The organism is Pseudomonas sp. 3A(2025), assembly GCF_054589175.1.
This window is the reverse complement of sequence record NZ_BAAILM010000048.1, coordinates 65,430-78,277: the sequence shown is the minus strand read 5'-3', so window position 1 is coordinate 78,277 and position 12,848 is coordinate 65,430. Positions and strand designations below refer to the sequence as shown.

Genomic DNA, 12,848 nt, shown 5'->3' with positions numbered 1-12,848 from the left:
ATTTCGGCAATCGTCGGCGTGGTGCCGATCGCTACGGCACCACGCAAGGCGGCCTGCCCGCCGACCACTGAACTGCGGATCGCTTCCAGCTCTTCCATGATGCGGATGGCGTGTTGCAGCACCTCATTGCCGGCGTCGGTGATCACCATGCCGCGCCCGTGACGCTCGAACAGATAGACACCCAGTTCTTTTTCCAGTTGGCGGATCTGCCGGCTCAGTGCCGGCTGGGCGATGTGCAGCCGGTCGGAAGCCTTGCTCAGGCTGCCAAGCTCGGCCACATGAATCAGGGTTTTGAGCTGCACGACATCCATTGGTTGATTCCATGTTTAAGACGCGACACAGCCCGCAGTCTAAACAACGCCCATGCCCGCAAGCTATAGCATTGCGGCATAGCTGTTAGGCGCCAGTCGCCCTTATTCAAACCCACCCTCTGGAGTAGCGTGGCTACACGGTCAATGCGTCATGCATGACCGACCACAAGAATAAGACCCGAGGGTAACGTCATGTCTGCACCCCTATCCGCGTCCAGCACTTTCACGCCTCCACCCAACCGCATTCGCGCCATCATGGGCGCCTGTTCCGGCAATCTGGTGGAGTGGTACGACTTTTTCGTTTATGCCTACACCGCGATCTATTTCGCGGCGTCGTTCTTTCCCAAGGGTGATACCACCACGCAATTGCTGGCCACCGCAGGCGTGTTTGCCGTCGGTTTCTTCATGCGCCCACTGGGCGGCTGGATCTTCGGCTGGGTGGCCGATACCCGCGGGCGCAAGGTGTCGATGATCATTTCGGTATTCATGATGTGCGGCGGCTCGCTGCTGATCGCGCTGGTGCCCACCTACGACAGCATCGGCATTGCCGCACCGGTCTTACTGGTGATTGCCCGCTTGATCCAGGGGCTGTCGGTGGGGGCCGAATATGGCACCGGCGCCACCTACATCAGCGAGATAGCCACACCGGGCCGGCGCTGTTTCTATGGCTCGTTCCAGTACTTCACCATTATTGCCGGGCAACTGCTGGCGCTGTTCACCGTGGTGATACTGCAGCACACCCTGAGCGATGAGCAACTGCGTGAATGGGGCTGGCGAATTCCGTTCTTCATCGGCGCCTTCAGCGCCATTGTCGTGGTGTACCTGCGCCGTTCGATGCATGAAACCGCGAGCAAGAAAGAGATGCAACGCGAAGGCGCAGGCTCACTGCGGGCGATGTTCAAGCACAAGCGTGCCGTCGCGCTGGTGGTGGCCTTCACCATCGGCGGCTCGCTGTACTTCTATACCTTCACCACCTACATGCAGAAGTTTCTGGTGATCAGCGCAGGCTTCGATGCGCAGACGGTCAGCTTCATCATGACCTCGGCACTGGTCGGCTTCATGCTTTGTCAGCCGCTGTTCGGGCTGATGGCCGACCGGCTGGGCATCAAGGTGCACATGCTGCTGTTCTCAGGGCTTGGCGTGTTGCTGGTGATTCCGCTGCTGTTCGCCATCCAGCGCGTCCACAGCCCTGTCATGGCCTTCGCCCTGGTGCTCGGTGGGCTGGTGATTGCCTCGCTGTATACGCCCATCGCCGGCATCGTCAAGGCCGAGCTGTTTCCGCCAGCGGTGCGTGCGCTGGGCGTGGGCTTTCCTTATGCGATCGGCAACGCCGCCTTTGGCGGTACCGCCGAATACGTGGCGCTGTCGTTCCGCGCCGAGGGCGCCGAAAGCTACTTCTTCTATTACGTCGCCGCCGTCCTCTGCGTGTCGTTCGTTGCCTCGTTGCTCATGCCCAACCTGACCCGGCATGGCTATATCAGCGGCGACGGCAAGGTCGAGGAAAACACCGGCCTGTCCTTTTCGAGGCCTGAAACCTCGCGCGTGTGAACCGCCCCAGCGATGCCCGCACGGCATATCTCAAAGAGAAAAACGGTAGTCGTCGTGCCGGCAGCTTCGCCCCATGATGAAACCAGACAAAAGCCCCCTTCATAACAAGAGCAACACCGCACGGGAGACACTCATGTCATCGCAAGACACCGGACAACACTGGCAAGAGGACGTGTTCAGCGTGCTCAAGGCACATGACGTCAAGCACATCGTCTTTGTGCCGGACGCCGGCCACAGTGCCTCGATCCGCATGGCCTATGCCGATCCCGAGATCAAGGCCGTGGTACTGACCACCGAAGAAGAAGGCATCGGCTACCTGGCCGGTGCCTGGCTGGGCGGCGAGCGCGGCGCGCTGTTGATGCAGTCCAGCGGCGTCGGTAACTGCATCAACACTCTGGCCTTGCAGAATTGTGCCGGTTTTCCGCTGCTGATGGTGGTGACCATGCGCGGCGACTGGGCCGAGTTCAATGCCTGGCAAAACCCGATGGGCCAGGCCACCGAGGCCGCCCTGAACCTGATGAAAGTGATGACCTGGCGCGCTGATGTGCCCGAAGACGTCGCGCCGCTGCTGCACGGCGCCGCCACCATGGCCTTCAACGGCGATGCTGCCACTGCACTGCTGCTCGGCCAGCGCCTGATCGGAGAAAAGAAATGGGTCAAGTAAGCACCAATTACAGCAGCGCCAATCACACCCTCTGCCGCCGAGAAGTGGTGCGCACCCTGCTCGCCGACCGCCAGGATGTGCTGGTCGTCACCGGCCTCGGCTCCGCCACCTACGACGTCATGGCCGCCGGCGACCACGACAATAACTACTACCTGTGGGCGGCGATGGGCAGCGCGATCACCGTCGGCCTGGGCCTGGCCAATGCCCGGCCAGACAAATCGGTGGTGGTGATTACCGGCGACGGTGAACTGCTGATGGGCTTCGGTGCACTGGCCACGGTAGCCCTGCAAAAGCCCGCCAACCTCACGGTGGTGGTGCTGGATAACGGCCACTTCGGTGAAACCGGCATGCAAGTCAGCCATGCCGGCTTTGGCATCAAGCTCGATCAGGTGGCGCAAACCTGCGGTTTCAGCTGGACCGGCGAAATCCGTGACCTCGATGGCGTGCACGACCTGCGCGAACGCTTTGCCACCCGCGAAGGTGTCAAGCTGGCCACGGTGAAGATCAAGGCCGAGAACCCGCCACGGGTGTTGCCGCCGCGCGACGGCTTCTACATCAAGAACCGCTTCCGCGCAGCGCTTGGCTTTCAGCCGACCTGATCTGGAGAACACCGATGAGCGACTACGATAACGACGAACTCAACGCCATCCGTGAAGGCGTACGCGCCCTGTGCGGCGACTTCCCGGCCGAATACTGGCGCAGGATCGATGAAGAAAAGAGCTTTCCCGAAGCCTTCGTCACCGCCATGACCGAGGCCGGCTGGCTGTCGGCGATGATTCCCGAAGAATACGGCGGCTCAGGGCTGGGCCTTGCCGAAGCCTCGGTGATCCTTGAAGAGGTCAACCGCTGCGGCGGCAACTCCGGCACCATTCACGGGCAGATGTACAACCTGTTCACCTTGTTGCGTAACGGCAACGAAGAACAGAAAAGCTATTACCTGCCGCGTTTTGCCAGCGGCGAGTTGCGCTTGCAGTCGATGGCCGTGACCGAGCCCACTACCGGCACAGACACCACCAAGATCAAGACCACGGCCGTGCGCAAAGGCGACAAGTACGTGATCAACGGCCAGAAAGTGTGGATCTCGCGGGTCCAGCATTCCGACCTGATGATCCTGCTGGCACGCACCACGCCGCTGGCCGAGGTGACGAAGAAATCCGAAGGCATGTCGATCTTTCTGGTCGATCTGCGCGAGGCCATCGGCAACGGCCTGACCGTGCAGCCGATCGCCAACATGGTCAACCACGAGACCAACGAGCTGTTCTTCGACAATCTGGAAATTCCGGCCAGCAGCCTGATCGGCGAGGAAGGCAAAGGCTTTCGCTACATCCTCGACGGCCTCAACGCCGAGCGCACGCTGATCGCCGCCGAGTGCATTGGCGACGGTCGCTGGTTTATCGAAAAGTCCGCTCAGTACGCCCGGGATCGCGTGGTCTTCGGCCGCCCGATTGGGCAAAACCAGGGCGTGCAGTTCCCGATTGCCGAGGCGCACATCGAAATCGAAGCCGCTGATCTGATGCGCTGGCAGGCCTGCACGCTGTACGACAAAGGCCAGAACGTCGGCGCCGCCGCCAACATGGCCAAGTACCTGGCAGCCAAGGCCAGTTGGGAGGCCGCCAATGCCTGCCTGCAGACCCACGGCGGCTTTGGCTTTGCCAACGAATATGACGTGGAGCGCAAATTCCGCGAGACGCGGCTGTACCAGGTCGCGCCGATCTCTACCAACCTGATCCTGTCGTATGTGGCCGAGCATCTGCTGGAGCTGCCACGCTCGTTCTAGCCCTTGAATCCATGGATAACAAGAGAGAAAACACCATGAACATGCGCCCGCTGGACGGCATCACGGTCGTCAGCCTCGAACACGCGATTGCTGCGCCTTTCTGTACCCGTCAACTGGCGGACCTGGGCGCGCGGGTCATCAAGGTCGAACGCCCGGGCACTGGCGATTTTGCCCGTGGCTATGACCAGCGCGTCAATGGCCTGGCCTCGCACTTCGTGTGGACCAACCGCTCCAAGCAAAGCCTGACCCTGGACCTCAAGCAGGACCCGGCTTGCGACATTCTTGATCAACTGCTGGAACAGGCCGATGTGCTGGTGCAGAACCTCGCGCCGGGTGCTGCCGCTCGCCTGGGGCTATCGTTCGAGGCGCTGCACGCCCGTTTTCCAAGGCTAATCGTCTGCGATATTTCCGGCTATGGCACAGGTGGCCCTTATGAACAGAAAAAAGCCTATGACCTGCTGATCCAGAGCGAAGGCGGCTTTCTATCGGTCACCGGCGGCGCCGGCGACGAGCAAATGGCCAAGGCCGGCAACTCGATTGCCGATATCGCCGCCGGCATGTATGCCTACACCGGTGTGCTGTCAGCGCTGTTGCTGCGCGGCAAGACCGGTGTTGGCAGCCACGTCGAAGTCTCGATGCTCGAAAGCCTGGTCGAGTGGATGAATTACCCGTTGTATTACGCCTACGACGGCGCCACCCCGCCGCCACGAGCAGGGGCAGCGCACGCCACGATTTATCCGTACGGGCCATTTCCGGTTGGTGATGGCAGCACGGTGATGCTGGGCCTGCAAAACGAACGTGAATGGCGGCTGTTCTGCGAGCAGGTGCTGGTACGCCCGGAGGTGGCCGATGACCCGCAGTACAGCGCCAACTTCAAGCGCGTGGAAAACCGCGAGTCCTTGCGGACGCTGATCATCGAGGCCTTTGCCACACTGGATTTCGACACGGTGATTCAGCGTCTCGACCGCGCCAACATCGCCAATGCGCGGGTCAACGACATGCAGGGCGTCTGGGCACATCCGCAGTTACAGGCCCGCGAGCGCTGGCGGCAGGTGGCAACGCCGGCCGGCAACATTCCCGGCCTGCTGCCGCCGGCCAACAGCAGCGCGTTCAGCCCGCGCATGGACCCGGTACCGGCGCTGGGCGAACACAGCGCCAGCATCCTGGCCGAGCTGGGCCTGTCCAGCGAACGCATCGAGCAATTGCACAGCGCCGGGATCATTTGACCGTTATCTGGCCTTGAACAAGGACATCTGCAATGCCAACTCAAGACTTTAAAAGCTGGATCGGTCGCACCGAAACCTGCCACGACCGCCTCACCCACACGCTGGTCAAACGCATCGCCGCCACGCTCGGCGAACCTGCGCTTGAGTCAGGCAGCGCCCTGCCGCTGTTATGGCACTGGGCGTTTTTCCAGGAGCCGGTGGTGGCTGAAGGGCTGGGTGGCGACGGCCATCCGGCACGCGGGGGCTTTCTGCCGCCGGCCGACAATCGCAACCGGATGTGGGCCGGCGGCCGCCTACACTTCATCCAGCCGCTGCGGGTGGATGCCGATGTGTCGCGGCGCTCGACGATCCTCAATGTCGAAGAAAAACACGGCCGCACCGGTTCGCTGCTGTTCGTCACCGTGCACCATGAATACCTGCAGGATGGCGACACGGTGCTGATCGAAGAGCAGGACATCGTCTACCGCGAGCCGACGCCGCCTAAACTCGGCGGCACCCAAACAGCCCCTGCGGCTGAGTGGCAAGAAACCGTGCAGCCGGACGCGACCTTGCTGTTTCGCTATTCGGCAGTGACCTTCAATGGCCACCGGATTCACTACGACTGGCCGTATGTCACCGAAACCGAGGGCTATCCAGGGCTGGTGGTACACGGCCCATTGATTGCCACGCTTAATCTGCGCGCCTTCCAGCGTGCCAACCCGAAGGCGCGCGTGCAGCGCTTCAGCTATCGCGGTTTGCGCCCGTTGATCTCGCCCAATCCTTTCGAGGTCGGCGGTCGACGGCTTGAAGACGGCAAGGCGCAGCTTTGGGCCAGCACTGAGTCGGGCATGGCGCAGAGCGCAGACGTCGAGTTCACCATGGAGGGCGCGCAATGAGCCACGTTGCCGTACGTTCTGCCCTGTTCGTGCCGGCCAGCCGGCCTGAGCGCATTGCCAAGGCGTTGGCCAGCGGCGCTGACCGGGTCATCGTCGACCTGGAAGATGCCGTCGAAGAAAGCGCCAAGGCCCAGGCCCGCGACAACCTCGCTGCCTTTTTGCAGCAGCACCCGGACGCGCAGGTGCTGGTGCGGGTCAACGCGCCACAGCATTGGGCGCACGAGGCTGACCTGGCGCTGTGCCGGCGCTCTGTCGGCGTCAGCGGCATTCTGCTGCCCAAGGCCGAAACCGCCGGGCAGATATGCCTGGCCCATGCGACAGGCAAGCCTGTATGGCCCATCATTGAAAGCGCCAAAGGCCTGGCCGCGCTGGCGCAGATCGCCGCCAGCGAAGGGGTCGAGCGCTTGTCGTTCGGCAGCCTCGATCTGGGGCTGGATCTGAATTTGCGTACCGGCAGCGAGGCGGCCGAACAGGTGCTGAGCCACGCACGCTATGCCGTACTGCTGCACAGCCGGGTCGCCGGCCTTGCGCCACCACTGGACGGCGTCTTTCCTGACATCCAGGACGTTGACGGCCTGCACCGGCACATTCAGTTTGCCCGCGACATGGGCTTTGGCGGTGCACTGTGCATTCACCCCAGCCAGGTCGCGGTGATTCACCAGACGCTGCAACCGTCGGCCGGCGAGCTTGCATGGGCGCGGCGCGTGGTGGCCGGTGCCGACAACGGCGCCGGGGTCTTCACCCTCGACGGCCAGATGGTCGATGCGCCGGTGATCCTGCGCGCCCGCGCCCTGCTCAAACAGGCCGCAGACCATGGCTGAACTGGCCTGTAGCAGCCCCGATTTTCTGTTGCAGGCCGCCCGCGAACTGATGGCCGAGGCCGGCTACGGCGCGATGAGCATGCGCCAGCTCGCGGCGCGGGTGGGTTTACAGCCTGGCAGCCTGTATCACTATGTAGCCAGCAAGCAGGATCTGTTGGTCGATGTGCTGCACGACATCGTCGAGCGGCGCCTGCAGGCCTGGCTCAGCGGGCGATTCAGCCGCGACGTGCGCGGCTATATCGGTTTTCTGCTCAAGCGCCAGCGCAGCTATCCCTGTGAAGAACGGTTGCTGTGCCATGAAATCTGCCATGTCGAGCCGGCGCTGCAGCCTTGGGTCGACCAGAAAATGCAGCAACTGCACACGCCCTTGCGGCAGATCATCGAACGCGGCCAGCGCGAAGGGCGTTTCACCCGTCAGGACAGCCACAGCCTGGCCGAGGCAATCCTGGCGCTGGTGCAGGCCGCCGACGGCATGCGTCGCCGGCCAGTGCCGGTCGATGAGGTGTGGATTGAAGCGCGGGTGCTGCAAATGAGCCTGGCCCTATTGAGCATTCAGGCTTGATGCCGAATTGAGGTGACGTGCCACCTGTTCGGCGGCCACGTTCAGGCAGCCCTTGAAGAAATGATTGGCGCCCGCAAACACGGTGACCAGGCGCTGGTCAGGCCGGGCCCAGTCGAGCAGATTCGCCAAGGGCGCCATCTCGTCCAGCTCGCCATGCAACAGCAGGCAGTCGGCCGGTAACGGTAGCGGCTGGTAATAGCGGCCACCCGGCACCTCAGCCACCGGCAGGCCCAACAACGCGACAGCATGCAGAGGATGGGACACGGCGCAGGCCACTTGGGCGAACACATGCGCACCAAACGAGAAGCCCACCAACGCAAGCGGCAATTCAGGGTATTGGCCCTTGAAATACTCGACCACCGCCAGGCTGTCCTGGGTTTCGCCCTGCCCGTCGGCATAGGTACCCGCGCTCTTGCCGACACCGCGAAAACCGGGGCGCACCGCAAGCCAGCCATCAGCGCATAAATGCCGCGCCAGTGTCAGCGGCACCACATGCCGCGGGCTGCCGCCCAACAAGGGCTGCGGGTGGCTGATCAGCACAATGCCTTTGGCAGGCTGCGCAGGCGAGTCGATAAACAATTCAATGTGACCGACCGGTCCATTAATAAGCAGTTCGCGCGGCAGATCGTTGGGCATAAGGCAGGTTTCCAGATTCCGGAGCATTGCGCAGGCTAGCAGCCAGCACCCCGTCATCCAAGGTCTTGGCTTGTCTAGCTGTTATGGCGTTCGGGCATTGCTGCTGTTGCGTGACCTGCGGCAGCGCTCGGAACAATAGCGAACCTCGTCCCAGCATTTTTCCCAGCGCTTGCGCCAACTGAACGGCAGGCCGCAGACCACGCAGGTCTTGTGCGGCAAGTCGGCTTTCTTCACGCCTTTCAAAGTGTCTCTCCAGCATCGAGCCTGGCCAGCCAGTGTTCGCCGCGTTGCCACAGTGCTTGCCGGCGGCTTTCGGGGAGGTCGTGCAGGTTGCGGTAAAGCATCGTCATACGCGGATTGGCGGCTAGTGATTGTTCATGACGGATTAAAAAATGCCAGTAGAGGGCATTGAACGGACAGGCATCCTCTTCCACTGCGCGATCAACCCGGTACTGGCAATGATCGCAATGATCGGACATCCGCTGGATATACCGGCCGCTGGCGCAATAGGGTTTGGAGCCCAGGTAGCCGCCGTCGGCATGCATCACCATACCCAGCGTGTTGGGCAACTCGACCCAGTCGAAGGCGTCCAGATACACCGCCAGGTACCAGTCGCAGATGGCAGGCGGTGCGATGCCGGCCAGCAGCGCAAAGTTGCCGGTGACCATCAACCGCTGAATATGGTGCGCATAGCCGTACTCCAGCGTCTGGCCGATAGCCTGGGCCATGCAGCGCATGCCAGTGGCGCCGGTCCAGTAGAACTCCGGTAAGGGCCGCTGGTTGCCGAAGGTATTCAGTTGCGCGTATTCGGGCATGCGCAGCCAGTAGATGCCGCGCACGTATTCGCGCCAGCCGATCAGTTGGCGAATAAAACCCTCGGCCGCATTGAGCCTGACCCTGCCCTGGCGATGCGCGGCCTCGACGTCGCTGCACAGCTGGCGCAGGTCGAGCAGGCCGATGTTCAGCGCGGCGCTGATGCGAGCATGGAACAAGAACGGCTCGCCCTCGGCCATCGCGTCCTGATAATCGCCGAAGGCGGCCAGGGAAAAGTCGAGAAAGTGTTGCCACAGCGTCTGCGCCTCGTCGTGGGTCACCGGGTAATCGAAGCTGTCGACTGCGCCGTAATGGTCACTGAAACGCTCGCGCACCAGTGCCAGCACTTCAAGGGTAATGGCGTCATGGGCAAAGCGCGCCGCAAATGGCCCGCGCAGGCCGCGCGGCAGTGACTTGCGGTTGCTGCTGTCGAAATTCCAGCTGCCGCCCAACGGGCCGCCGTCGGCTTCGAGCAACAGGCCACTGCGTTTACGCATCCACTGATAGAACGGCTCCATGCGCAACTGATCGCGGCCGCTGGCCCAGCCGGCAAACGCCTGGCGCGAACACATAAAGCGCCGGTCCGCATGCCACACCAACGGCAAGCCGCTGTCATGCAGCGCCTGTTCCAGGCGCCATTCGCCGCATTCGGTCAGGTGTATTTGCGCAGCCCCCAGTGTTTGCTGCCAGCGCTTCAACTCGCCAGCGATGCTGCCAGTGTTGCCCGGCACATCCAGGCGCACATACACCACCTGCCAGCCGCGCTGGCGCAACGCCTCGGCGAAATGGCGCATGGCACTGAAGATCAGCACGATTTTCTGCGGGTGATGCGGTACGTAGCGCGCCTCGCCGTCGACTTCAGCCATCAGCAGTACGTCGCGCTGCGGGTCCAGCACCTGGAGCAGGTCAAGGTTGAACGATAACTGGTCGCCCAGAATCAGCCCCAGGCGCGGTGGCAAATGTTTCACCACTGGCGTTCCAGGTTCACCGGCAGGCGCAATGGCTCGATCGGCCCGTCACGGCGCCCGCACATTTCGTCGTGCACCACATGCTGGACCAGCACGCACGGCAGCGCCGGCAAGGCGTATTCGTGCAGCAAGTCGCGCAGATGGGTGGTGGAGCGCAAACGCAGGGTTTCTCCGCGCTCGTCCGCCAGGTAATGCGTGCCGTGCTGCGACTGCACACGTAGCAGATAAAAGCCGCCCTCCAGCGAGAACAGCTCTAGCTCGTGGACTTGCCCTGCCCTGGCGCGCTCGACGAAGCGTTTCAGGTTCACTTGAGTGTCTTGGCTCATCGCGCTTATCTCTCTTGGAAATCAGGGAAATATTGTACAAATAAAAATTCTTGTATAGTTTTTTCAGTATTCAATGACAAACCGGTACAACTTTTTGGCCAACCTTGTATCGAAATACAGACGAGTTTCCCCGGCCGCCATTGCCAAGAGGTTTTCCATGAAAATGCGTACTACCGTGCTGCTCTCATGCCTGATGCTGACGCTGGTCGGCTGCGCAGGTTCCAACAGTGACGACAAGAACGCTCCCGCCACCATGCAAGTAGACCTGCAGCGCTATCAGGGCACATGGTTCGAGCTGGCGCGTTTGCCGATGTTCTTCCAGCGCAATTGTGTGCAGTCCCAGGCCAGATATGCGCTGCGTGAAGACGGGCGTATCGATGTCACCAACTCGTGCCGCGAAAAAGACGGCACGGTCAACGAAGTTCAAGGCATCGCCGAACCGCAAGTGCCTGGCAAGACCGACAAGCTCTGGGTGCAGTTCGACAACTGGTTCAGCCGCCTGCTGCCAGGCCTGACCAAGGGCGAATACTGGGTGCTGTACCACGACCAGGATTATCGCGTGGCGCTGGTCGGCCATCCGAACCGCGAATACCTGTGGCTACTGTCGCGCTCGGCGGTGATCACCGACGAAGTCCGCGAACAGTTGCTCGACACCGCGCGCAAGCAGGGTTATGACACCAGCAAGCTGATCTGGCGCGAGGCCGATTAAAACGGGTCGCCGAACGGCATCCCGGCATTCTCCACCCCGGCATTGGTGGACTTGATGAAATCCACCAATGCCCGTAGCGGTGACGGCAAATAGCGGCGGCCGGGGTAATACAGGTAAGGCCCCGAAAATGCCTGCCACCATGGCTCAAGCACCGGCACCAGTGCACCGCTGTCCAGGTAGGGCTTGAGCCAGTCCTCAAACAGATTGATGATGCCCAGCCCGGCCAGCGCCGCTTCTATCGCCAGGTCAAACCCGCCTCCAAACCTGACGACCAGTGGGCCTTTCGGGTCCACGCACACCGTTTCGCCATCGCGCTCATACTCCCAGATCGGCATCACCCCGCTGGGAAAGCGGCCGCGCAGGCAGTCGTGCTCAAGCAGGTCGGCGGGGTGCTGCGGGCGGCCTCGGGCCTTCAGGTACTCCGGCGAGGCCGCGGTGGCCATGCGCTGAACGCGCGGGCCAATCGCAATGGCGATCATGTCTTGCTCAAGACGCTCGTCATAGCGGATGCCGGCATCGAAGGCCTGGCGTTGGGTGAGCAACCGCGCAACGCCGCCATCGAGGCCGCCGTTGCGCAAATCGACACCCTCGCCTGATTAGATACTCAAGACAATCTTGCCAAAGTGCGCGCCCGATTCTTCATGCGCGAACGCTTTGGCAATGTCGTCCAGCGCAAACACGCTGTCGATCACCGGTTTTATTCCCAAGGTGTCGAGCGCCCGGACAAAATCGAGCTGATGTTGCCGGCTACCGACGATCAACCCTTGCAGCCGCTGTTGTCTGGCCATGAGCGCGACCGTCGGCACATCACCGGCGATGCCGGTCAGGATGCCAATCAGGGCGATATGCCCGCCAATCCGGCACGCCGTGATCGACTGCGCCAGGGTACCAGGGCCACCGACCTCGACCACGTGATCCACACCGCGCCCGCCGGTCAGGGCCAGGACTTCCTGGCCCCATTGCGGTTGGGTGCGGTAGTTGATGACATGGTCCGCGCCCAGTGCGCGCAGTTTTTCAAGTTTCTGATCCGACGATGACGTTGCGATCACCGTGGCGCCAATGGCCTTGGCCAATTGCAGCGCGAAAATCGACACCCCGCCGGTACCGAGCACCAGCACCGAATCACCCGGCTTGATACCGCCGTTGACCACCAGTGCCCGCCAGGCCGTCAAGCCAGCGGTGGTCAGGGTCGCGGCCTCTTGATGGCTGAAGCCCTTGGGAGCGTGGGTGAACCAGTGGCCGGGCTTGACCACGACTTCTTGCGCGTAACCGTCGACGCCATCGCCCGGTGTGGTGCTGAAATCCGCAATCGCTGGCGCGCCGTCATGCCAGTGTGGGAAGAAACACGAGACTACATGATCGCCGATCTTGAACTCAGTGACCTGCTCGCCGATGGCCTCAACGACCCCTGCCCCGTCAGCCATGGGAATACGCCCATCGGCCGTCGGCATTTTGCCAGTGACCACGGCGTAATCATGAAAATTCAAGGCGCTGGCATGCAGGCGTACGCGAATCTGCCCAGGCCCCGGTTGGCCCGGATCGGGCAGGTCGACGACTTGCAGCGTGTCCAGTTGTGCGGGCAGACGTATCTTGATGGCCTTCATTGAGTAGA

At 62.1% G+C, this 12,848-nt stretch carries 16 protein-coding genes; 9 read left to right on the top strand and 7 right to left on the bottom strand.

Annotated features, from left to right (window positions below; genetic code table 11):
• Positions 1-311, bottom strand: a 311-nt coding sequence (locus tag ACYP2A_RS18185) for a LysR family transcriptional regulator (protein ID WP_459747059.1), incomplete at its 3' end; no start/stop codon positions are given.
• A 192-nt stretch (positions 312-503) separates the two neighbouring features.
• On the opposite strand from ACYP2A_RS18185, the gene ACYP2A_RS18180 reads away from it, so the two are divergent.
• The 8 genes from ACYP2A_RS18180 (at position 504) to ACYP2A_RS18145 (ending at position 7,784) form a co-directional block, all read left to right on the top strand.
• A complete protein-coding gene (locus tag ACYP2A_RS18180) occupies positions 504-1,859 on the top strand; it encodes an MFS family transporter (RefSeq protein WP_459747058.1) in 1,356 nt (451 codons plus the stop codon).
• A gap of 133 nt (positions 1,860-1,992) precedes the next feature.
• On the top strand, positions 1,993-2,523 hold the full coding sequence (locus ACYP2A_RS18175) for a thiamine pyrophosphate-binding protein (protein ID WP_459747056.1): 531 nt from the start codon (positions 1,993-1,995) through the stop codon (positions 2,521-2,523).
• The gene (locus ACYP2A_RS18170; RefSeq protein WP_459747055.1) at positions 2,511-3,122 is read left to right on the top strand and encodes a thiamine pyrophosphate-dependent enzyme; all 612 of its coding nucleotides are present in this window, start codon (positions 2,511-2,513) and stop codon (positions 3,120-3,122) included. Before ACYP2A_RS18175 ends, ACYP2A_RS18170 begins: the two co-directional genes overlap by 13 nt.
• Before the next feature lie 14 nt (positions 3,123-3,136).
• The gene (locus ACYP2A_RS18165) at positions 3,137-4,300 is read left to right on the top strand and encodes an acyl-CoA dehydrogenase family protein (protein ID WP_459747053.1); all 1,164 of its coding nucleotides are present in this window, start codon (positions 3,137-3,139) and stop codon (positions 4,298-4,300) included.
• A 35-nt stretch (positions 4,301-4,335) separates the two neighbouring features.
• On the top strand, positions 4,336-5,526 hold the full coding sequence (locus ACYP2A_RS18160) for a CaiB/BaiF CoA transferase family protein (RefSeq protein ID WP_459747051.1): 1,191 nt from the start codon (positions 4,336-4,338) through the stop codon (positions 5,524-5,526).
• Between the two features lie 32 nt (positions 5,527-5,558).
• Positions 5,559-6,401, top strand: coding sequence for an HTD2 family dehydratase (locus tag ACYP2A_RS18155; protein ID WP_459747050.1), 843 nt, complete (start codon positions 5,559-5,561; stop codon positions 6,399-6,401).
• Positions 6,398-7,222: an HpcH/HpaI aldolase/citrate lyase family protein gene (locus ACYP2A_RS18150; protein ID WP_459747049.1), complete on the top strand. Its 825-nt coding sequence runs from the start codon at positions 6,398-6,400 to the stop codon at positions 7,220-7,222. Before ACYP2A_RS18155 ends, ACYP2A_RS18150 begins: the two co-directional genes overlap by 4 nt.
• Positions 7,215-7,784 carry a TetR/AcrR family transcriptional regulator gene (locus ACYP2A_RS18145; RefSeq protein WP_459747048.1) on the top strand — a complete coding sequence of 190 codons (570 nt, stop codon included), beginning with the start codon at positions 7,215-7,217 and terminating at the stop codon, positions 7,782-7,784. Before ACYP2A_RS18150 ends, ACYP2A_RS18145 begins: the two co-directional genes overlap by 8 nt.
• Here the strand turns inward: ACYP2A_RS18145 and ACYP2A_RS18140 are convergent.
• The 4 genes from ACYP2A_RS18140 to ACYP2A_RS18125 form a co-directional block, all read right to left on the bottom strand.
• Positions 7,764-8,420 carry an alpha/beta hydrolase gene (locus ACYP2A_RS18140; protein ID WP_459747047.1) on the bottom strand — a complete coding sequence of 219 codons (657 nt, stop codon included), beginning with the start codon at positions 8,418-8,420 and terminating at the stop codon, positions 7,764-7,766. The genes ACYP2A_RS18145 and ACYP2A_RS18140 overlap by 21 nt on opposite strands.
• Before the next feature lie 81 nt (positions 8,421-8,501).
• Positions 8,502-8,654: a DUF2256 domain-containing protein gene (locus ACYP2A_RS18135; RefSeq protein WP_459747360.1), complete on the bottom strand. Its 153-nt coding sequence runs from the start codon at positions 8,652-8,654 to the stop codon at positions 8,502-8,504.
• Between the two features lie 5 nt (positions 8,655-8,659).
• The gene (locus ACYP2A_RS18130) at positions 8,660-10,201 is read right to left on the bottom strand and encodes a cryptochrome/photolyase family protein (protein WP_459747045.1); all 1,542 of its coding nucleotides are present in this window, start codon (positions 10,199-10,201) and stop codon (positions 8,660-8,662) included.
• Positions 10,198-10,509 (bottom strand): DUF6482 family protein, encoded by a 312-nt coding sequence (locus ACYP2A_RS18125; RefSeq protein ID WP_459747359.1) that lies wholly within the window; start codon positions 10,507-10,509, stop codon positions 10,198-10,200. Before ACYP2A_RS18125 ends, ACYP2A_RS18130 begins: the two co-directional genes overlap by 4 nt.
• A 175-nt stretch (positions 10,510-10,684) precedes the next feature.
• Between ACYP2A_RS18125 and ACYP2A_RS18120 the strand changes: the two genes are divergently transcribed.
• Positions 10,685-11,236 carry a lipocalin family protein gene (locus ACYP2A_RS18120; RefSeq protein WP_459747044.1) on the top strand — a complete coding sequence of 184 codons (552 nt, stop codon included), beginning with the start codon at positions 10,685-10,687 and terminating at the stop codon, positions 11,234-11,236.
• On the opposite strand, the gene ACYP2A_RS18115 is transcribed toward ACYP2A_RS18120, so the two are convergent.
• Positions 11,233-11,814, bottom strand: coding sequence for a LysR substrate-binding domain-containing protein (locus ACYP2A_RS18115; RefSeq protein ID WP_459747043.1), 582 nt, complete (start codon positions 11,812-11,814; stop codon positions 11,233-11,235). The genes ACYP2A_RS18120 and ACYP2A_RS18115 overlap by 4 nt on opposite strands.
• A gap of 18 nt (positions 11,815-11,832) precedes the next feature.
• A complete protein-coding gene (locus ACYP2A_RS18110) occupies positions 11,833-12,840 on the bottom strand; it encodes a zinc-dependent alcohol dehydrogenase family protein (RefSeq protein ID WP_459747042.1) in 1,008 nt (335 codons plus the stop codon).
• Between the last annotated feature and the right edge of the window lie 8 nt (positions 12,841-12,848).

Coding starts and splice junctions, on each gene's coding strand:
- ACYP2A_RS18180 (WP_459747058.1), top strand. CDS start 504: ATGTCTGCACCCCTATCCGCGTCCAGCACTTTCACGCCTCCACCCAAC.
- ACYP2A_RS18175 (WP_459747056.1), top strand. CDS start 1,993: ATGTCATCGCAAGACACCGGACAACACTGGCAAGAGGACGTGTTCAGC.
- ACYP2A_RS18170 (WP_459747055.1), top strand. CDS start 2,511: ATGGGTCAAGTAAGCACCAATTACAGCAGCGCCAATCACACCCTCTGC.
- ACYP2A_RS18165 (WP_459747053.1), top strand. CDS start 3,137: ATGAGCGACTACGATAACGACGAACTCAACGCCATCCGTGAAGGCGTA.
- ACYP2A_RS18160 (WP_459747051.1), top strand. CDS start 4,336: ATGAACATGCGCCCGCTGGACGGCATCACGGTCGTCAGCCTCGAACAC.
- ACYP2A_RS18155 (WP_459747050.1), top strand. CDS start 5,559: ATGCCAACTCAAGACTTTAAAAGCTGGATCGGTCGCACCGAAACCTGC.
- ACYP2A_RS18150 (WP_459747049.1), top strand. CDS start 6,398: ATGAGCCACGTTGCCGTACGTTCTGCCCTGTTCGTGCCGGCCAGCCGG.
- ACYP2A_RS18145 (WP_459747048.1), top strand. CDS start 7,215: ATGGCTGAACTGGCCTGTAGCAGCCCCGATTTTCTGTTGCAGGCCGCC.
- ACYP2A_RS18140 (WP_459747047.1), bottom strand. CDS start 8,420: ATGCCCAACGATCTGCCGCGCGAACTGCTTATTAATGGACCGGTCGGT.
- ACYP2A_RS18120 (WP_459747044.1), top strand. CDS start 10,685: ATGAAAATGCGTACTACCGTGCTGCTCTCATGCCTGATGCTGACGCTG.
- ACYP2A_RS18110 (WP_459747042.1), bottom strand. CDS start 12,840: ATGAAGGCCATCAAGATACGTCTGCCCGCACAACTGGACACGCTGCAA.